Consider the following 20,230-nt stretch of genomic DNA (forward strand, 5'->3'; position numbering starts at 1 on the left):
TTGAATATTGCAAGCGATTCCATTACAATATCCTTAAAAGAGCTACTCAAAGGAGAATGGCAGCATGCTCACGGAAGAAAGACAAAAATTGATCCTTCAACTCCTTAAAGAAAAGGATATTGTCAAGGTTCAAGAAATCATGCAAATGACCAATGCTTCAGAATCCACGATAAGAAGGGATTTAACTCAACTAGAGGAAAAGAAATATTTAAAAAGAGTTCATGGCGGAGCTGGAAGATTACAAGGAAAGCTCAATGAATTGAGCGTTTCGGAGAAATCATCCAAAAACCTTCATCAAAAGGAGAGGATTGCGAAATTCGCTGCAAGTCTCATAGAAGAAGGGGACAGCATTTATTTAGATGCAGGCACTACCACACTCTCTATGATTCCTTTTCTGCCTAAAACGGATATTGTCGTAGTCACTAACGGATTAGCCCATGGCCAACAGCTGTTGGAAGCAGGCTTTAAAACTTATCTGCTGGGTGGTTTTATTAAGTCTAAAACCAATGCCATCATCGGCAGGGGGGCAGTGAACTCTTTATCGGATTATCGGTTTGATAAAGCTTTTATGGGAGCGAATGGTGTCCATGGTGAATATGGGTACACCACGCCGGACCCCGAAGAAGCAGAGGTTAAGAAAAAAGCAATGGATATGGCTAGGGAATCATATATGCTTGTCGATCATACCAAATTTGGAGAAATATCGTTTTCTAAAATAGAAGACTTAAAGAATGCTGTGATCATTACTGATGAGAAGCTGGAAGACCAGCATTACACTAAATACACTACAGTAAAGGTTGTGTCACCATGATTTACACCGTTACCTTAAACCCTTCAGTTGACTATCTGATGGAAATGGATCAGCTGCTTGAAGGCAGTCTGAACCGATCCCGTACAGAAAACTACTTCCCTGGAGGCAAGGGTATCAATGTCTCAAGAATTCTGCGAAGACTTGATACGGAAAGTACGGCATTAGGATTTACGGGAGGATTTACAGGAGAATTCATTAAAGAGTTTTTGAGAAAAGAAGGGGTAAAGACGAAATTTGCAAATGTAAATGGCACATCCCGAATCAATGTCAAGGTTTTAACGGATACAGAAACGGAACTGAATGCAAATGGACCTGTAATTGAAAGGGAAGATACAGAGGGGCTTTTGTCAATGATCAACGAAATGACATCTTCTGATATTTTGGTTTTTGCAGGAAGCGTCCCAAGTTCTATGCCAAACGATTTTTATCGGCAAATGTCGCAGATTGCTTCTGAAAAAGGTGTGAAGCTGGTCATTGATGCTGAAAAGAAATTGCTTCAGCCTGTTCTCGAGTACCATCCATTTCTTCTTAAGCCAAATCACCATGAATTAGGTGATTTTTATGGAGTGAAGATTGAAAGTGTTGAAGATGCCGTTCACTATGGAAAGAAGCTTCTTTCCGAAGGTGTTTCATACTTGATTGTTTCTATGGCTGAAAAGGGTGCGCTTTTGTTTCATGAAGATAGGGTCTTTTATGCCAATAGCCCTAAAGGAACCCTCATCAGCTCTGTAGGAGCAGGGGATTCAATGGTAGCCGGTTTTCTAAGTGCTGTTTCTAAAAACCTTCCGATTGAGGAAGCGTTTAGATGGGGCGCAGCTGCCGGAACAGCTACAGCCTTTTCCATGGGACTTGCAGATGAACAAGATATCAAAAGCCTATTGGACCAAATAGAGATCAAAGAGCTAATAGAGGAGTGACACCAATGAAGATTACAGAGTTAATGACAAAAGATACAATGATGCTTGATTTACAGTCTGCGTCAAAAGATGAAGTGATTGGGGAATTAGTTTCCATTCTTGAGGATGATGGAAAGTTGAATGATGCAGCAATGTATAAACAAGCTATTTTAAAAAGGGAAGAACAAAGTACAACAGGGATTGGCGATAGTGTGGCAATTCCACATGCCAAGACATCTGCGGTTAAATCCCCTGCAATTGCCTTTGGGAAATCTGCTGATGGAATAGACTACGATTCATTTGACGGACAGCCAGCACACTTATTCTTCATGATTGCTGCAACTGAAGGGGCTAATCAAACACATCTTGAAGCCTTGAGCAGGCTTTCTACGATATTGATGAATTCTGAAGCGAGAAATTCTTTGGTGAATGCGTCTTCGAAAGATGAAGTGATTGAAATCATCGACCGTTTTGATTCGGTAGAAGAAGAGGAAGACATTATACAGGATTCATTACAAACAGATTCAAGAGGGAAGGTTTTGGCCGTAACCGCCTGTCCGACTGGTATTGCGCATACCTATATGGCAGCTGATGCATTAAAAGCTAAAGCAAAAGAGCTTGGAATTGAAGTGAAAGTTGAAACAAACGGATCAGGAGGGGCAAAAAACATCTTGACCAAAGAGGAAATTGCTGCCGCACCCGGAATCATCGTTGCAGCAGATACCAAGGTGGAAATGGAGCGTTTTAAAGGTAAACCGGTTATTCAAGTGCCTGTTGCAGACGGGATAAAACGGCCGAAGGAACTATTAGAAAAAGCAGTTAATGGTGATGCCCCTCAATATGCAGGAGGCAGTGAGCAGAATGCGGATAAAGAATCTGGAGAAAAAGAAAGTAGAAACGGATTTTATAAACATCTGATGAATGGTGTTTCCAATATGCTGCCTTTTGTTGTTGGAGGAGGAATATTGATTGCCATCTCCTTTATGTTCGGTATTCATTCTGCAGATCCTAAGAGTGATGAATATAATCGATTTGCAGAAATTCTGAACACAATCGGTGGAGCCAACGCTTTCTTCCTGATTGTGCCGGTACTCTCAGGATTTATTGCGATGAGTATTGCAGACCGTCCTGGGTTTGCACCTGGTATGGTCGGCGGATTAATGGCGGCAAATGGCCACGCGGGATTTCTCGGAGGCTTGATTGCAGGATTTTTAGCCGGATACATTGTAGTAGGCATAAAGCGTCTCTTCCGAAATCTGCCTCAAGTGCTTGAAGGGCTTAAACCTGTCTTGATTTTCCCTCTTCTTGGAATCTTTTTAACAGGTATTATCATGTTCTATCTAGTATCTCCTCTAAGTGCAATCAACACTGGGATCCAGGACTGGCTTGGCGGACTTGGAACAGGAAATCTGGTTATACTTGGATTGATACTGGGCGGTATGATGGCTGTTGATATGGGTGGTCCGATCAATAAAGCTGCCTTTACTTTTGGCCTGGCGATGATTTCAGCAGGCAACTATGCTCCACATGCGGCTGTCATGGCTGGAGGAATGGTTCCCCCGCTTGGCATGGCCATCGCAACGACTATTTTCAGGAAAAAGTTCAACGATGCTGAACGCAAGGCAGGATTCGCATGCTACTTCATGGGGATATCCTTTATAACTGAGGGTGCCATTCCTTTTGCGGCAGCGGATCCACTGCGGGTAATTCCGGCGTCTGTCATTGGTTCTGCGGTTGCAGGGGCATTGGCCATGGCATTTGGAATCGGATTGCCGGCTCCTCATGGAGGAATTTTTGTCTTCCCGGTAGTCGAAGGAAATCCATTCTTATATTTGGCTGCTATCCTTATCGGTTCTTTCGTTACAGCATTGATAGCAGGATTGCTTAAAAAGCCTGCAAAAAATTAAAATAAATATGTATAATATTGAAAGGAGCGCTTAAGTGTGCTCCTTTTTATTTACAGTATTTATATAACTGCATTTTTAAAAGATATGCAGAGGCCATAGGAGGGAGTATTTTGAAAGAAAAAGAAAAACGAGATTGGCGATTTAAAGTAGCTGATCGGGAGTTGAAAATCGGCTTGCTATTGGCAGTGATCCATTTTTTATGGTGGTATGGTTTTGCCTATGGAATGGGCAATGGTCCGGTAAGCGGATATAAATACATATGGGGATTGCCGTCATGGTTTTTCTATAGCTGCATTGTTGGATTTGTCTTTATTACGATTTTAGTTATTTTATCCGTCAAATTCCTCTTTAAAGAAGTTCCATTTGAAGAGGAGGGGAACGAAAGATGAATTGGGAAGTTGTAATCCCCTTGCTCATTTTCTTAATTCTTGTTTTTATTGCAGGTGCTTATGCTTCAAAATTTGTTAATACGAAGGCGTCTTTTCTACAGGAGTATTTTCTTGGGAGCAGGGAACTGGGCGGCTTCATTCTTGCCATGACGATGATTGCCACTTATGGCAGTGCAGGAAGCTTTATTGGAGGGCCGGGTGCCGCTTATAATGTTGGTCTTGCCTGGGTCCTCCTTGCTATGTCTCAAGTTGTGACAGGATATTTTGTGCTGATGGTATTAGGGAAAAAGTTCGCCATCATGGCAAGGAGATACAATGCCATTACCTTAATTGATTTCTTAAAGGAACGTTATCAAAGCAAATGGGTGAGCATTATCGCGGCGGTCAGCATCATTATCTTTTTATTTTCATCCATGGCAGCTCAATGGGTCGGTGGTGCAAGACTGATCGAATCTGTAACAGGGATCAATTATATGACGGCCCTAGCCATTTTTGCTGCTTCCGTTTTGATTTATGTCCTTATCGGAGGTTTTCGTGCTGTAGCCATTACAGACAGTATACAAGGTGTAGTCATGCTCCTTGGGACCATCATACTCTTGATTGCAACGATCATTGCCGGTGGCGGGATGGAAAATATCATGGATACCCTGCGTCAGGAAAATCCCGATCTTCTATCCCCATACGGTAATGATCGCAGTCTGACACCTTTGTACATATCCTCATTTTGGATTTTAGTCGGGGTAGGGGTTGTGGGCCTTCCTCAAGTATCGGTGAGGGCAATGTCATACAAAAATGCAAATGCCATGCACCGGGCTATAATAATAGGTACCGTTGTGGTCGGAATGATCATGCTCGGTATGCATCTGATCGGTGTACTGGCCAGAGCAGTTGTCCCAGGGATTGAAATTGGCGATAAAGTCATGCCTGCACTGGCTTTGAAGGTTTTGCCGGGATGGCTTGCCGGAGTTGTTCTGGCAGCCCCCATGGCAGCAATCATGTCTACAGTTGATTCGCTGCTGATTCTTGTATCATCTGCAGTTGTAAAAGACATTTATATTAACTATATCAATCCTGAAGCTTCTGAAAAAAATGTAAAAAGGACAAGTTTTCTTATCACCGCTATTGTAGGGATTGCAGTTTTCCTGCTGGCAATCCACCCGCCTGATTTATTGATCTGGCTGAATCTTTATGCATTCGGAGGGTTGGAATCGGTATTCATATGGCCAATCGTTTTAGGCCTCTACTGGAAGCGGGGAAACAAATATGGTGCGTTGTCTTCCATGATTGGAGGAATGGCATCCTATATGCTGTTTGATAAGTTTGCTCCTAATTTTCTGGGGATGAATACAGTGGTTTTTCCAATTCTTATCTCTTTGGTCCTCTTTTGTGTGATTTCTATCACTTCTCAAAAGAAAAATGAGAATATGGCCATATAAATGTTAATCTGATTAAAAACATCCTCCAAAAAAAAAGGATTATGCCCATGATGCATCTAATTATATCCTCATCAATGTTGGAGGTTGCTTATCATGGAATGGAATGTATATAACACAATTTCTGAAATCAAAGAACGGGCTGAAGCATTGCTGATGAAGGAAGAAGCTAAAAACAATCTTCCGCTTGGACTAATGTATCAGCTGGAGAGATCGGAACGAAATGATGTATTGATTGCAGCCATAGAAGATGGACAGGATCTAAATGCCTTTTTTTTGATGACACCGCCGCATAATTTAATTATCAGCGTTGACAAAAATAAGGACTGGAAAGGATCCATTCGTCAGGCAGTTAAAAATCTCCAGGCAGCAGCAATTAAAATACCTGGCATTGTGGCTGAGAAAGAAACAGCAGATTTTTTTGCTGAGGAGTGGACCAGTACGACAGGTCAAAGCCGGGAAATGCTCATGAGACAAAGAATTTATCAATTAAGGGAAGTCAAGAAGACTTCTCCATCAGAGGGGAATATGAGACTCGCCGATGAAAGAGAATCTGGGTTGATCACCCATTGGCTGCTGTCTTTTATAGAAGATACAGGCGAACATCCTCTATCAGAGAAAGAAGCAGAAGCACGTGCAGCTGCGATGATACAAGAGAAATCCATTTATTTATGGGAACATAATGATAAAATTGTCTCTATGGCAAGGAAGGCCAGATGTGCAAAAAATGTTGCCGTCGTAAACTTTGTATTTACGCCAAGAGAAGAAAGAAAAAAGGGATATGCATCAGCTGTCGTATCTCAATTGAGCCGTAAACTTCTAAAGGATTACGCTTTCTGTGGTTTATATACAGATCTAGACAACCCTACTTCCAACAAAATATATATGGAAATCGGGTATGAACCTGTTGCTGACTCATCCATGATCAAGTTTGACTAATTAAAAAAGCTCACTTCTCAAAATTAAGAGAAGGCGAGCTTTTTCACAATCCATCATTTTGGCTGGACTGCAGCTTTTTTATCCGGGTTTATTCGCATGGCAGCCATAATGATGGCTCCCCCGCAAAGAACCGCGAATAGGACGAATATCCAACTATCATTGTTCTTCATCATTAACGCAGTTATTGGGGGGCCTGCTGCCACTCCGATAAAACGCATGGAGCTGTATATAGAAGTAATGGTGCCGCGCTCATTTTTTTCGATTGATTCCGTGATTAATGCATCCAGACATGGAAGGGAGGCGCCTATCCCTATCCCGCTTAATGAAAATAGAACGGTTTGATATAGAAGGGAATCAATAAAATTTATACATATTACCGAAATTCCTGTCAGTACAATACTGAATACAGTTATCCATTTCATCAAGACCATATTTTCTTTGATGATTTTTCCGGTAATAAATGAGGCTCCACAAAGGAATCCAAGTGGGATGGCAAGGATAAATCCTTTTTTGATGCCTTCAAATCCATATTTATTCTCTAATTCGTTTGAAAGAAAGAATAATAAGCCAAAAAGAATGAACATGAGGATGATCCCAATCAGAAAAACAGCAAAAAGCCATTTCCCATGTTTACTGAAGATTTCTTTTGTGTTTTGTAGAAAAACGTTAAAAGAACAAGCTTCATTCTGATTTTTAGGCTTTTTCACAAGGAATAAAACTAGTAAAGTTGAAATCAAACAAAAAACTGGAAAAGAAAAAAATGGGAGGTACCATACGAAGCTCGCAAGAAAAGCCCCTAAAATGGGACTTAACACTTTTCCGAAAGTATTGGCGGTTTCAATTATCCCCAATGTAGAGCTAACTTCAGAATCATTGCTGAACATATCACCAACCAGTGGAAGCACAATCGGAGCTGCTCCTGCTGCCCCTATCCCTTGCAGAACCCTGCCTGCCAGTATGAATTTATAAGGGTCTGCCCATGACCAGGCAGCCCATCCGGATAAAAGCCCGCCGAGACCTGCAATAATCAAACTGGGGATAATGACAATTTTTCTTCCATAGCGATCTGAAAGATATCCTGCGATTGGAATGAGAAATATGGCAACCAGTGAATAAACCGTAATGATTAAACTGGATTGAAGTGAACTGATACCCATGGTTTTTTCCATAACCGGCAAGACTGGGATCAGCATGGAATTGCCAAGTGTCATGATTAGTGGGATTGAAGCCAATGATATGATGGCCCATCGTTGATTTTGCAGCCCTTTATTTTTGATCTTTTTATCGGCTGGAGAACATCCTGAAGCAGAAGGGAATGTTTCTGTATGATCCATAATCAATGATTCCTTTCCTGATAGTCGCTGTTATTATAATTCTCTATTGAGCAAATATTTATTTAAGGGGAATGAAGATGAAAATTATCCAATTAAGTGTGGGGAAACCTAAAAACCTAACGTATCAATCCAAAAACTATGTGTCAGGGATTTCGAAAGATACAGTTCCAGAGGCCTTTTTAGCAAAAGACTGCTTCAATGGCGACGGTGTGGCAAATCCAGAGTTCCATGGTGGAGAAGAAAGAGCGGTCTGTTTTTACCCATTTGAACATTACGCTATGTGGGAAGCAGAGTTTAAGTCCCAATTGAAAATACCTGCTTTCGGAGAAAATTTAACAGTTGATGGAATGAGGGAAGCAGAAGTCTTCATTGGGGATATTTATCAAATCGGAGAAGCAGTCATACAGATCTCTCAAGGAAGAATTCCATGCTCCACGATTTCCAAGCATAATCATGAGGATCGATTTTTGAAACGAGTTTTTGAAACGGGCTATACAGGATACTTTGGAAAAGTATTAAAGGAAGGAATGATCCGTCAAGATTCCGAAATCATTTTGATTGATCGCCATCCGTTAGAAATCAGTGTTCTAGAGGCCAATCAAACGCTTTTCCACGATTTTAGGAATGAGGATAGAATCAATAATATCCTAAAAGTAAATGAGCTTGCTGAGGCGTGGAAAATCCAATTGAATAAAAAATTGGATGCCCTCCATTCCTGAAGATTCACCCCAACTCTTGCTGCAGCATAAAATGCGATTAATATTTTTTCTTGACAAGTGTGAGTGGTTCGTACTAACATAATAAACAATTAAATGATTTGAGCGAAGACGAAGAAGAGTAGTCCCTGCAAACACTTTAGAGAGCTGGTGGCCGGTGCAAACCAGTGTGGGCGTAAGGATGAATGGCCTTCCGAGCTTCCAGACCGAACGTCTTTTGATCAGTAGGCTTTGGCGAATGATCCTCATCGTTACAAGAGGCGCGCATTAAAGCAGGCAATGTCCATGCAGGATGCGATTGAGATGGCTTTTTTAGCTAATAAAGGTGGCACCACGGTCCCTCGTCCTTTTTATGGAGAGGGGCCTTTTTGTATTTTTTTTTGAAAAGACATTAGGGAATTGAATAGGATAAAACGATGAGCAAGGGGAGTAGACTTGACTGATTCGCTACAGAGAACCGGGAATGGTGAGAACCCGGTACGATAGGTTTTGTTGAATGGGCTTGCGAGCGGCATCTTGAATGAGAGTAGGGGTGCACGGATTTCCACCGTTAAAAGGATAGAATATCGGACCTCAACAGTGATGAGGAGGCTCCCGTATTTGAAGAGTGGGTTTTGAGGCATTTTTCCTTATGTCCTAAACCAATCGAGGTGGCACCACGGTAATATCGTCCTCTAGAAGCACAATACATTTGTGCATCTAGGGGACTTTTTTATTTTGAGAATAGTGAGGCGAGGTTCATGAGAACAACAGAAGAGAAAGTAGAGCAGAGATGTAAAGTAATAAAAATGGAAGGAGACTCTTTGACTCCGATTTCCATTTTTCATCGGGTGAAAGGCAGGAAAAAGTGTCTGCTGGAAAGTTCCTTGAAACATTTAGAAACAGGGAGATATTCATTTATCGCTTTCAATCCAGTAAGGGAAGTGAAAGCATTCGGTGAACAAGTAAAATTGGTCGATCATTTGAAGGGAACCAAGCTCGAAAAAAGCGGTCAGGCATTGAGAGTCCTTGAAGAGTTTTTGCCGTCCACTGACGTTTCAGGAGAATATCCGTTTTCAGCAGGAGCCATCGGATACATTGGGTATGACGTTATCCGGCAGCATGAGTTTATCGGCAGTGAAAAAGCAAATCAACTTGGAATGCCGGATCTTCACTTTATGGTTTATCAAGATGTTATTGTATTTGACCACATAAGCCAAGAGGTGCATATCATTTGCACGACACTGTCAAGGAACCGCACTGGTGAAGAACTCGAAAAGGACGCTATTGAGATAAAAAATATGATTGAAACGGATTTAAGGCCAAATGAGCCTGTTGGTAAAGCGATGGAGTTCAAAAAGGAAATTTCACAAGCAGAATTTGAAAATATGGTGAAAGAAGCAAAAGAATACATCAAAAATGGAGATGTGTTTCAAGTTGTTCTCTCACAAAGGCTCCAAGCAGATTTTACAGGCAGTCCGTTTGATTTATATAGGAAATTGAGAAAGACCAATCCATCCCCATATATGTTTTACCTGGATTTTGATGACTACGTGGTGATCGGTTCTTCCCCGGAGAGTTTCATAAAGCTTAATGGAAGAATCTTGACTACAAACCCTATCGCAGGTACGAGAAGAAGGGGGAAAACGCAAGAAGAGGATTTATTTTTCGAGAAAGAATTGCTGAACGATGAAAAGGAACTTGCTGAGCACAAAATGCTCGTGGATCTTGGCAGGAATGATATTGGAAGGGTCTGTGAAGTCGGGAGCATCACTATTCCAAAGTTTATGGCGATTGAACGCTACAAATATGTGATGCACATCGTGTCTGAAGCCACAGGAATTCTCAATGATGATTTGACCGGCATCGATGCTTTGATTTCTTGCCTTCCTGCTGGAACTGTATCAGGGGCACCTAAAATACGTGCTATGCAAATCATCAATGAACTTGAAAAAAACAAGCGGGGAGTATACTCCGGAGCCATCGGCTATATCAATGGCAATGGGAATATGGATTTTGCCCTGGCCATTCGAACGATGGTCATAAAAGATCACAAAGCATATGTTCAGGCTGGTGCAGGGGTTGTGCATGATTCAATTCCTAAACTTGAATATCAGGAAACGCTGAATAAAGCGAAAGCACTTCTGGAGGTTTCAAAATGATTTTACTGATAGATAATTATGATTCATTTACTTATAACTTGTTTCAATATATAGCTGAATTTAATAAAGAAGTGATTGTAAAGAGAAATGATGAAGTGACTTTAAGTGAAATAAGGAATCTTGAGCCTGAAGCAATTGTTTTGTCGCCTGGACCGGGCCGTCCGGTGCAGGCAGGGATTTGTCTGGAATTGATAAAGGAATTCTACCGTGAGATTCCGATATTAGGGATCTGTCTGGGGCATCAAGCTATCGGAGAAGCTTTCGGTGCAGAAGTCAGCATTGCAGCAGAGCCAAAGCATGGAAAGACTTCTTTGATTAAACACACAGGATTGGGGATTTTTGAATATCTCCCGCAGCCTATTGAAGTCATGAGGTACCACTCGCTTGTTCTTGCAAAGAATAGCATCCCTAAGTGCCTGACAGTGGCAGCGAGTGCAATGGATGACTCAGAAATCATGGCAGTTCAACATGTGTTGTATCCGATTTTCGGCGTACAGTTCCACCCTGAATCAATCGGGACAAAAACAGGGAAGAAATTGATCAAGAATTTTATTGAACTTGTGGAAAGGATGGTCGGGAGAAATGAAGAAATATCTGCAAAAATTGGCTGAGGCTGAGTCCCTGACGTTGGAGGAGATGATGGAGGCTGCAGAATATTTATTTTCTCCAAATATTACAGAAGCTGAAATTGCTGCATTTCTGATGGGAATAAAGGCAAAAGGAGAAACCACAGAAGAAATGACCGGACTGGCATCTGTTTTAAGGAACAGAGCAATGAAGATTCAACATGCTCCAGTTGGAGTCATGGACAACTGCGGGACAGGCGGAGATGGTTCCCATAGTTTCAATATCAGTACGACGGCAGCTTTTGTCATTGCAGGAGCAGGGATTCCAGTTGCGAAACATGGGAATAGAAGTGTTTCCAGCAGAACAGGAAGTGCTGATGTGCTTGAGCATTTAGGGGTTTCGCTTGAATTGCACTCAGCTCAAATGGAAGAAATCCTGATGGAAAATGAAATTGCATTTCTTTTCGCTCCTAAAATCCATCCCAGTTTGAAACGGATCATGAAAGTGCGAAATGATTTAAAGATCCCCACTATATTTAATCTGATTGGTCCATTGACGAATCCGGTGAACCTGGATACACAGCTGGTCGGCACTTATAGAAGAGACATGCTTGAGAAGATGGCTATGGCTCTCCATCAATTGGGGAGAAGGAGGGGCATTACCGTGAATGGATCCGGATTTATGGATGAAGCGTCACTTGCTGGAGAAAATCATATGGTGCTCCTTGACGAAGGTGAGCTGATCCCGTTCACCTTGCAACCGGAAGAAACCGGGCTCCCGATGTATGACAATACTGATATCATTGGGGGCGACGCGTCTGATAATGCAAAGATTTTATTGGACGTGCTAAAAGGAAGAAATGGGGCCTATAGGGATACAGTACTTCTCAATGCAGGCATCGGAATTTTTGCCAACGGAAAAGCCGGCACAATCCAGGAAGGGATTCATTTGGCTACTGAAAGCATAGATAGCGGAGCTGCCCTTTCTAAACTGGAGTATTTGATTGACTATAGCGCTAAAAGTGACAGGAAGGTGATTTGAAATGACTATTCTTGAAAAAATCATTACCGAGAAAAGAAAAGAAGTGGTGAGGCTTAAAACTGAAAAATTTCCTGAAATCCTGGACAGAAAACCAGTCAAATCAATGTACGATTCTTTTATGTCTTCCACAAAGATGAATGTTATAGCTGAAATCAAACGAGCTTCACCTTCTAAAGGAGAAATCAACAGCGAAATGGATCCTGTCATGCAAGCAGTCCAGTATGAGGAAGCAGGGGCTGATGCCATTTCGGTATTGACGGATGCACCTTTCTTCTCGGGAAGCATGGAGGATCTGCGAAGGGTAAGAGAGCATGTATCCCTTCCGATCCTTTGCAAGGATTTCATCATTGATCCAATCCAGATTCATATTGCGAAAGCAAGCGGAGCAGATGTTATTCTGCTGATTGTCGCTGCATTAGAGGAACATCAGTTGAGGGAACTGTACAGTGAAGCTTTAGATCAAGGCTTGGAAGTGTTGGTTGAAGTACACAACGCCGAGGAGTTGCAAACAGCTATGAGATTAGGGGCGAACATTATCGGCATCAATAATCGCGACTTGAAAACTTTTATCGTGGATCTTGCTGCAACCGAAGAACTGGCAGGAGAAATCAGAGGAAAAGACATATTGATAATCAGTGAAAGCGGCATGAAATCATCACTAGATTCTATCCGCGCAGAAAAGGCGGGTGCGAAGGGGATATTAGTCGGCGAAACATTAATGAGATCAGGAGACATCGCTCTTTCGATGAAAAATTTAAAAGTGTCATTTGATGGAGTTGATGCAAGGTGAAAGTAAAGGTCTGCGGTATTAAAACAGTAGAAGCTGGACTTGAAGCAGTGCGTTCTGGAGCAGACGCAATCGGCTTTGTTTTTGCTGAAAGCAAGCGGCGTATATCAATTGAGGCAGCCCGTGAAATATCAAGGAAAGTGCCGCAGCACGTTAAGAAAATCGGGGTATTCGTCAACGAGGAATTGGAAGTGATCAACCGCTGCATAAATGAAGCCAATCTGGATTTTGTGCAGCTGCACGGTGACGAAACACCTGAATTTTGCAGCAGAGTTAAAATTCCAGTCGTTAAATCTTTTTCAATAAGGAAGAAAGAGGATCTCAATCGATTGTCATCTTATCAAGTGGATTATTATTTGCTTGATAGTCCTGCAGGAAAATACAGGGGCGGCAATGGGACATCTTTTGATTGGTCATTACTTAAGGATCTCAGTAAATCTGAAAGGAAAATCATTTTAGCCGGGGGACTTACAATAGAAAATGTAGTAGAAGCAATTAATATCGTAAAGCCGGAAATGATCGATGTTTCAAGCGGCGTGGAAACTGACGGGGAAAAAGATCCGATAAAAATGCAAAAATTTACGCAGATGGCAAAGGAAGCATTCAATCAATTGGAGGGGAATTAAATGAAATTATATAATCAGCCGAATGAAAGAGGACATTATGGGAAATTTGGAGGGAGATATATTCCTGAAACGCTGATGCAGGCTGTAATTGAATTAGAGGAAGCTTATAACAATGCTTCAGTAGATCCTGAATTCAAGGAACAAGTAGATTATTATTTTAAACAATATGTCGGACGCGAGACACCGCTCTATTATGCAGAAAATCTATCGAAAAAACTTGGCGGTCCAAAGATTTATTTGAAAAGGGAAGATTTAAATCATACGGGGGCGCACAAAATCAATAATACAATCGGCCAGGCGCTGCTTGCAGTCAGGATGGGCAAGAAAAAAGTTGTGGCGGAAACAGGTGCCGGGCAGCATGGGGTGGCCACTGCAACAGTATGTGCCTTGCTCGGACTGGAATGTGTCATTTATATGGGAGACGAAGATATCAGGAGACAAAAATTGAATGTGTTCAGGATGGAACTTCTCGGTGCGGAAGTCAGGGGGGTCAGCCAAGGCAGCGCCACATTGAAGGATGCCGTTAATGAAGCACTTCGCTATTGGGTTTCCAATGTCGATGATACGCATTATATCATGGGATCGGTATTAGGCCCTCATCCATTTCCACAGATGGTACGTGATTTTCAGAGTGTCATAGGCTCTGAGACAAAAAGACAAATCATCGAGCAGGAAGGGAGGCTGCCTGATGCCTTGGTGGCCTGCATTGGCGGCGGCAGCAATGCAATGGGGATGTTCTATCCATTTGTGGAAGATGAAGGTGTAAGGATGTATGGAGTGGAGGCTGCCGGCTCCGGCCTCCATACTGAGAAGCACGCCGCTTCATTGACAAAAGGAAAAGTGGGAATTCTCCATGGATCCATGATGTATCTCCTTCAGGATGAAAATGGGCAGATTCAAGAAGCACATTCCATTTCTGCCGGCCTGGATTATCCGGGTGTGGGGCCGGAGCACAGTTTTCTAAAGGAAGAAAACAGGGTGCTTTACACCTCAGTAACAGATGAAGAGGCACTCGAAGCTTTTCAACTTCTTGCCAAAACAGAGGGGATAATACCAGCATTGGAAAGTTCGCATGCGATTGCTTATGCTATTAAACTTTCATCCGAAATGGCCGAAAATGAGACGATGGTCATTTGCTTGTCCGGACGCGGCGATAAAGATGTCGAAACAGTAAAAGAAGTGCTTGGAGGGAATGAGAATGAGTAAAGCGAAATTAGAGCAGGCGATTCACAGCACGCTTAACAAAGGGGAAAAAGCATTCGTTCCTTATATCATGGCGGGGGACGGAGGATTAGAAAAGCTGGAGGATCAAATCCTATTCCTTCAGGAAGCTGGTGCAACGGCAATCGAATTGGGCATCCCTTTTTCTGATCCTGTAGCGGACGGCCCGACCATTCAAGAAGCAGGCAAAAGGGCCTTATCAGCAGATACCAGTCTAAGTGGAGTGCTGAAATGTCTATTTACATTTAAAGAAAGGCTGGATGTCCCGATTATTTTAATGACCTATATCAATCCCATCTTTATCTTTGGTGTAGAAGAATTCGCTAAAGAATGCAGAAATTCTGGTGTTTCAGGAGTAATTGTACCTGACGTCCCGGTTGAAGAAATGGATATATTAGCTGATGCGTTAAAGAAATCTGAAATCGCCTTGATCCAATTAGCAACTCTCACAAGCACTTTAGAGCGAATTAAAAAGATAGCAAGTCTATCGGAAGGCTTTCTTTATGCTGTGACAGTTAAGGGGATTACTGGTACAAGGAATGGATTTGGAAATGAAGTCGGTGATTATTTAGAAAGAATAAAAAAAGTCAGTCCAGTTCCTGTGCTGGCGGGGTTCGGAATCTCTTCACCGGAACAGGTCAAAGCCATGGCGGGCTATTGTGATGGTGTCATTGTAGGAAGCAAGATCATAGAGCTGATTCAAAATAAAGATGAAAAGGCAATCCAAAATTTAGTGACTGCAGTTAAATGAAAAGGAGTGGTCCTGTTGAGATCAGCAGGATCACTCCTTTTTTTCTTCCGTTTTCATAGCGGTAACGCAAACAGTGAGAACGGGTCTAACTTTTTTAAATGAAACTCTGATATGGGTGAATCCTGCAGATTGAAGTTCGTCTGATATGACTTTTGCAAGCCGGTGGGTTTTTTCTGCGTCTGCATCTTCTTCCCTCGGTTGAACGGTAATGGCTGCTTTTCCACCGACGTTAAGCATTTCATACATCGCACCGAGTGATTTTTTCCTTTTTTCCCATAGCGGATAATTATTAACAGAAAAGATTTTATCGTACTTATGCGGAGGGTGATATTGAGAGATGTCTTTTACATATAAACAGACTTTTCCTTCTTCTATGAAGCGTTCGTTCTTTTTTGAAGCAGTCTCAAACATTGTGTTGGAGATATCTATGCCATGTACGTTTACATTCATTTTTTCCTTGCATATGGAGTATATGCAATAGCCTGGACCATAACCAATCTCCAGGATCAGATCACCATTTTGTATGTCCAGCTGGTCAATGGTCCAACGATTGATTTTCCGATTGTCCCATGCCATTATTTTACCAGCTAATTTTCCCATCCACCCTTTTGGTTTTTCGAATTGCTCGTTAAAAATAATCGACAATGGTGCCACCTCCTCCAGGGTATATAGTATTTATACACCCGTAGGAGATTTTTTAAACGCTTGAGCACATTGTGTATTGGTTTATTACTCAAATTTGAATATAATAAATAGAACCAACTTCATAATGGAAAGGGGCAATTATAATGATAGAAAAAGGAAGCAATGTAAAGCTTGTTGTAGCCGGACTGCTGCTTGGCATCCTAATGTCCGCCATGGATAATACGATCGTGGCGACTGCCCTCGGCTCAATCGTATCAGATTTAGGGGGTCTTGATAAATTTGTATGGGTGACTTCTGCCTATATGGTTGCTGTCATGGCAGGGATGCCGATATTCGGGAAACTCTCTGATATGTATGGGCGAAAAAGATTCTATATCTTTGGATTGGCAATCTTCCTCATTGGATCGGCCTTGTGCGGGCTGGCAGAAACGATTACCCAGCTGAGCCTATTTCGTGCACTTCAAGGAATCGGCGGCGGGGCTTTGATGCCGATTGCGTTTACCATTGTATTTGATATATTCCCTCCGGAAAAAAGGGGGAAGATCACAGGACTCCTCGGTGCTGTGTTCGGTTCTGCTTCCGTTTTTGGACCATTGATCGGTGCTTATTTGACAGATAACATCAGCTGGCATTGGATTTTTTATGTAAATGTACCAATCGGAATTTTATCTTTAATATTCATATTGACTGCCTATAAAGAAAAATCAAATCTTCAAAAGCAAAAAATTGATTGGTGGGGTGCTTCCACATTAATTATTTCAGTGGTGAGTCTTATGTTCGCTCTTGAATTGGGCGGCAAAGAATATGAGTGGGCATCCATCCGCATTATCGGACTTTTCGCTTCATTTGTGCTATTCTTCGTTGTTTTCATGTTTGTCGAGAGAAAAGCTGAAAGTCCGATCATCTCATTTTGGATGTTTAAAAGACGGCTTTTCGCTGCGTCTCAGATATTGGCGTTTTTATATGGAGCATCATTCATTATCTTGACCATCTTCATCCCAATTTTTGTTCAGGCTGTTTATGGAGGAAGTGCGACAAATGCAGGTTTCATTTTGACGCCATTGATGCTTGGCTCTGTGGTGGGTAGTGCATTTGCAGGGATATTCATGGCAAAAACGAGCTATCGGAATATCATGCTTGTATCCATAATATCGTTTATTGCAGGGATGGTGCTTCTTGCTACCATGACTCCAGACACCAGCCGCATTTTGTTGACTCTATTTATGATACTGTCCGGATTTGGGGTAGGTTTTTCATTTTCTCTGCTCCCAAACGCAACGGTGCACAATTTAGATCCAAGATACAGGGGTTCTGCCAACTCTACCAATGCATTTTTCCGTTCATTCGGAATGACCATCGGAATTACAGTGTTTGGTGCCATTCAGTCTAAAGTGTTTACCAATAATCTTCAGGATGCTTTTAAAGGTTCAGCTGGAGGGGGTTATAAATTTGGAAATCCTCAGGAGATATTCCAGCCTGAGATGAGAAAGCAGATTCCTGGATTTGTTTTGGATAAAATTACTGATGCTATGTCATCCTCTATTACAACTGCCTTTGCCTATGCATTGATTCCATTAGCACTGGCGCTGATCACCGTATTCCTGATGGGCGGCACAAGACTTCAGCCAAGTAAAAAAACGATGAAAGCAAAATAATGAAGCTTGAAAATATAGGCTGTTTTCGTAAACATTGTTGTTAAAATCTTACTGCCGATTTTAACGTGATATTAGCCGTTTGGCGCGTTGAAAAGGAGTATCTAGGCTCTTTTCAAGCTAAATATGTTTATTTTTATTTGCATTCGGTTTTAAATTTGGTTAAAAGCAACAGACTTTGAGAAAAGAGCCAAAATAAAAGAAAAAGGTGACGTGCATGAGCATGAAACTGATTGTACTGGGGTTGTTGATGGAAGGAGAAAAACATCCCTACGAAATACAGCAGCTAGTGAAGTCCCGTCAAATGAAGTTTTATATTAAAATGGCTCCCGGTTCTCTTTATTATGCTTTTGACAAGCTAAAAGAAGAGGGGTTCATTGAAGTGGCGGAGGTAGTAAAAGACACCAACCGTCCTGATAAAACGATTTATCGCATTACATCAAAAGGAAAAGCGGAATTCGAATTCATTTTGATGAAGCAGCTTGGTCAAAAGGAGCAGATTTCTAAACCGATCTACGCTGCCCTTTCTTTTGCGAACTATGCCAATCCAGAGCAGGTAAAAGAAAGGCTGATAAAAAAAATTAGGGATACTGAAGATTTCCTCAATAAAATCAAAATCCTTTATTCAGTCAAAAAGGAATCCGAAGATCGAGCGAAGCTGTACATTATCCTTGGCGTGTGGATGCAGCTGAAAACAGAACTTGTCTGGCTGCGAGAGATCTATAAAGATCTAGAAGAAGGGAAGCTTCATGAAATCGGAATGGGGGAACTTGATGAAGATCTATGGTGATCGAGCTTTAAATCAAATGGCTATTGTTACCGGTGCTACCCGGATGGTGGGAATAGGGGCTGCTATATGTCTGGCTCTCGCGGATAAAGGATTCGATATCCTTTACACGTATTGGCCTTCATATGACCGTATTCACCATGACGAATACAGCCAAAATGAGCATGAGAAGCTGCTTGAATTACTGTTAGAAAAAGGAGTTAAGGCTGAAGGGATAGAGATTGATCTAAGCTGTAGAGATGCTTATAAAGACATTATGGATCGAGCAAACCAGTTCGAGAGCAAATTGTGTGTACTTGTAAACAATGCAGCCTATTCTACTCGCAGCAATTACGAAGAATTGGATGCTGAGGAACTGGATCGACACTACTTCGTCAATATAAGGAATACGGCACTGCTGAGCAGTGAATTCTGTAAAAACATCTCGTTTGGGGTGAGAGGGAAAATCATTAATATGACCTCAGGGCAGTCGCTTGGAGCAATGCCTGGTGAATTAGCCTATGCCGCCTCTAAAGGAGCAGTTGAAGCGTTCACGAAAACGCTCGCAGCGGAAGCAGCACCAAAAGGGATTACGGTGAATGCAGTCAATCCAGGCCCGACAGATACTGGATGGATGACAGAAGAAATAAAGCGGGAGTTAAACGGAAGATTTCCATTTGGGAGACCTGGTCAGCCGATGGATGCTGCAAGATTGGTGGCCTTTTTGGCAAGCCCTGAAGCTGAATGGATCACAGGGCAGGTCATCCATTCAGAAGGAGGATTTTTAAGATAAAGAAAGAGGGTATCCATCTTGGGATACCCTCTTATTCGTTGACCCAGATGATTTCTCCGGATTTTGTATTCTTATCGATGCTTACGTCAAACTGATGTTTCTCATAAAAATGAATGAGCCTGTCCACGTGATCCCAATCCCTTTTTGCAATGTCACCTGTTATGGAAGGGATATTTTGATCTTTAGCTATTTCTTTTAAATGTTTCATGCAGATGGAACCATAGCCTCTATCTGCCGGACCTTTGATGTCACCGATATGGATCGAATCGTTATCTGCATATGTGGCATGGATGGAAAAGTCCCAAACCCCCTGGAAGGTCGTTTCACAATCGTTCACCATTACCTTGCATTGATTCCCATCATTTAATGCATAAACAACGACCCAGTTATCTTCTTTCGTTTGGTCAATCCCCAGTACATCCCACTTTTTCGCAATCTCTTGCATGCTTTGCTGCATCCTGAATAGTTGTATTTCCAATTGATCCTTTTCTTTTATCAATTCTTCTTTTGATCTTTCTTCTGTTGGAGCAAAAATGTCTGCATATGAAGCCATCGTTTTTCTCCTCCTTGGAAATATAGATATAATTATTTTCCGCTCTTAGACACATTGAACTATTTTACTGGAATCCTTGCTGATCATCAATTTTCTGAAATATCAGGAATGCGGTTTTTTGAATAAAAATAAGAATTTATGGGGTATTTAAATAGAATTGATATAAGGTTTTTGCATATCCATACGAAAAAATTAATTAATTTACATAGTTGGCAAGGGGTGCGTTTTTCTCCGTTTTATGATATAGTACAAAGGAATTAAT

The 20,230-nt window shown here is 41.7% G+C and carries 20 protein-coding genes and 2 other annotated features; of the genes, 17 read left to right on the forward strand and 3 right to left on the reverse strand.

From position 1 onward, the window contains the following. The first annotated feature begins 64 nt into the window (after nt 1-64). The 6 genes from DFR59_RS09810 to DFR59_RS09835 all read left to right on the forward strand — a co-directional run bounded on the left by DFR59_RS09810 (nt 65) and on the right by DFR59_RS09835 (nt 6,375). Nucleotides 65-811 carry a DeoR/GlpR family DNA-binding transcription regulator gene (locus DFR59_RS09810; RefSeq protein ID WP_114745440.1) on the forward strand — a complete coding sequence of 249 codons (747 nt, stop codon included), beginning with the start codon at nt 65-67 and terminating at the stop codon, nt 809-811. Beyond that, complete coding sequence (pfkB, locus tag DFR59_RS09815) at nt 808-1,728, forward strand: 1-phosphofructokinase (RefSeq protein ID WP_114745441.1); 921 nt, start codon at nt 808-810, stop codon at nt 1,726-1,728. The genes DFR59_RS09810 and pfkB overlap by 4 nt, the downstream gene beginning before the upstream one ends. Before the next feature lie 5 nt (nt 1,729-1,733). Continuing rightward, entirely contained in the window at nt 1,734-3,614 is a 1,881-nt protein-coding gene (locus DFR59_RS09820) for a PTS fructose transporter subunit IIABC (RefSeq protein ID WP_114745442.1), read from the forward strand. A gap of 107 nt (nt 3,615-3,721) precedes the next feature. Then, nucleotides 3,722-4,003 carry a YhdT family protein gene (locus DFR59_RS09825; protein ID WP_114745555.1) on the forward strand — a complete coding sequence of 94 codons (282 nt, stop codon included), beginning with the start codon at nt 3,722-3,724 and terminating at the stop codon, nt 4,001-4,003. Continuing rightward, nucleotides 4,000-5,439, forward strand: coding sequence for a sodium/pantothenate symporter (gene panF, locus DFR59_RS09830; RefSeq protein WP_114745443.1), 1,440 nt, complete (start codon nt 4,000-4,002; stop codon nt 5,437-5,439). The genes DFR59_RS09825 and panF overlap by 4 nt, the downstream gene beginning before the upstream one ends. 93 nt (nt 5,440-5,532) lie before the next feature. Next, nucleotides 5,533-6,375, forward strand: a complete 843-nt coding sequence (locus tag DFR59_RS09835; protein ID WP_114745444.1) for a GNAT family N-acetyltransferase — start codon at nt 5,533-5,535, stop codon at nt 6,373-6,375. A gap of 53 nt (nt 6,376-6,428) precedes the next feature. Here DFR59_RS09835 and DFR59_RS09840 read toward each other — a convergent pair whose 3' ends face one another. Continuing rightward, complete coding sequence (locus tag DFR59_RS09840; RefSeq protein WP_114745445.1) at nt 6,429-7,709, reverse strand: MFS transporter; 1,281 nt, start codon at nt 7,707-7,709, stop codon at nt 6,429-6,431. Nucleotides 7,710-7,780: 71 nt separating this feature from the next. Here DFR59_RS09840 and DFR59_RS09845 point away from each other — a divergent pair, with 71 nt between their 5' ends. From DFR59_RS09845 to trpA, 8 genes are all read left to right on the forward strand, one after another. Then, nucleotides 7,781-8,428: an MOSC domain-containing protein gene (locus DFR59_RS09845; RefSeq protein ID WP_114745446.1), complete on the forward strand. Its 648-nt coding sequence runs from the start codon at nt 7,781-7,783 to the stop codon at nt 8,426-8,428. Between the two features lie 96 nt (nt 8,429-8,524). After that, nucleotides 8,525-8,777 (forward strand) — a binding site (T-box leader). A gap of 55 nt (nt 8,778-8,832) precedes the next feature. Beyond that, nucleotides 8,833-9,103: a binding site (T-box leader), on the forward strand. Nucleotides 9,104-9,165: 62 nt separating this feature from the next. Then, complete coding sequence (gene trpE, locus DFR59_RS09850) at nt 9,166-10,566, forward strand: anthranilate synthase component I (RefSeq protein WP_114745447.1); 1,401 nt, start codon at nt 9,166-9,168, stop codon at nt 10,564-10,566. Continuing rightward, complete coding sequence (locus DFR59_RS09855) at nt 10,563-11,177, forward strand: anthranilate synthase component II (RefSeq protein ID WP_114745448.1); 615 nt, start codon at nt 10,563-10,565, stop codon at nt 11,175-11,177. The genes trpE and DFR59_RS09855 overlap by 4 nt, the downstream gene beginning before the upstream one ends. Further along, nucleotides 11,149-12,174, forward strand: coding sequence for an anthranilate phosphoribosyltransferase (trpD, locus tag DFR59_RS09860; protein WP_114745449.1), 1,026 nt, complete (start codon nt 11,149-11,151; stop codon nt 12,172-12,174). The genes DFR59_RS09855 and trpD overlap by 29 nt, the downstream gene beginning before the upstream one ends. Before the next feature lies 1 nt (nt 12,175). Beyond that, nucleotides 12,176-12,964, forward strand: coding sequence for an indole-3-glycerol phosphate synthase TrpC (trpC, locus tag DFR59_RS09865; RefSeq protein ID WP_114745450.1), 789 nt, complete (start codon nt 12,176-12,178; stop codon nt 12,962-12,964). Continuing rightward, the gene (locus DFR59_RS09870; protein ID WP_114745451.1) at nt 12,961-13,587 is read left to right on the forward strand and encodes a phosphoribosylanthranilate isomerase; all 627 of its coding nucleotides are present in this window, start codon (nt 12,961-12,963) and stop codon (nt 13,585-13,587) included. The genes trpC and DFR59_RS09870 overlap by 4 nt, the downstream gene beginning before the upstream one ends. Further along, complete coding sequence (gene trpB, locus DFR59_RS09875) at nt 13,588-14,793, forward strand: tryptophan synthase subunit beta (RefSeq protein WP_114745452.1); 1,206 nt, start codon at nt 13,588-13,590, stop codon at nt 14,791-14,793. Beyond that, the gene (gene trpA / locus DFR59_RS09880) at nt 14,786-15,559 is read left to right on the forward strand and encodes a tryptophan synthase subunit alpha (RefSeq protein ID WP_114745453.1); all 774 of its coding nucleotides are present in this window, start codon (nt 14,786-14,788) and stop codon (nt 15,557-15,559) included. The genes trpB and trpA overlap by 8 nt, the downstream gene beginning before the upstream one ends. 30 nt (nt 15,560-15,589) lie before the next feature. Here trpA and DFR59_RS09885 read toward each other — a convergent pair whose 3' ends face one another. Continuing rightward, the gene (locus DFR59_RS09885; protein ID WP_245948439.1) at nt 15,590-16,204 is read right to left on the reverse strand and encodes an SAM-dependent methyltransferase; all 615 of its coding nucleotides are present in this window, start codon (nt 16,202-16,204) and stop codon (nt 15,590-15,592) included. A gap of 143 nt (nt 16,205-16,347) precedes the next feature. Here DFR59_RS09885 and DFR59_RS09890 point away from each other — a divergent pair, with 143 nt between their 5' ends. The 3 genes from DFR59_RS09890 to DFR59_RS09900 all read left to right on the forward strand — a co-directional run bounded on the left by DFR59_RS09890 (nt 16,348) and on the right by DFR59_RS09900 (nt 19,415). Then, a complete protein-coding gene (locus tag DFR59_RS09890; protein WP_114745454.1) occupies nt 16,348-17,859 on the forward strand; it encodes an MDR family MFS transporter in 1,512 nt (503 codons plus the stop codon). A gap of 214 nt (nt 17,860-18,073) precedes the next feature. After that, entirely contained in the window at nt 18,074-18,646 is a 573-nt protein-coding gene (locus tag DFR59_RS09895) for a PadR family transcriptional regulator (protein ID WP_114745455.1), read from the forward strand. Further along, complete coding sequence (locus DFR59_RS09900) at nt 18,606-19,415, forward strand: SDR family oxidoreductase (RefSeq protein ID WP_245948440.1); 810 nt, start codon at nt 18,606-18,608, stop codon at nt 19,413-19,415. The genes DFR59_RS09895 and DFR59_RS09900 overlap by 41 nt, the downstream gene beginning before the upstream one ends. Before the next feature lie 31 nt (nt 19,416-19,446). Here the strand turns inward: DFR59_RS09900 and DFR59_RS09905 are convergent, their stop codons facing one another. After that, nucleotides 19,447-19,968, reverse strand: a complete 522-nt coding sequence (locus DFR59_RS09905; RefSeq protein ID WP_114745457.1) for a hypothetical protein — start codon at nt 19,966-19,968, stop codon at nt 19,447-19,449. Nucleotides 19,969-20,230 lie beyond the last annotated feature (262 nt).

The sequence above is a fragment of the Falsibacillus pallidus genome (genome assembly GCF_003350505.1).
GTDB lineage: Bacteria > Bacillota > Bacilli > Bacillales > DSM-25281 > Falsibacillus > Falsibacillus pallidus.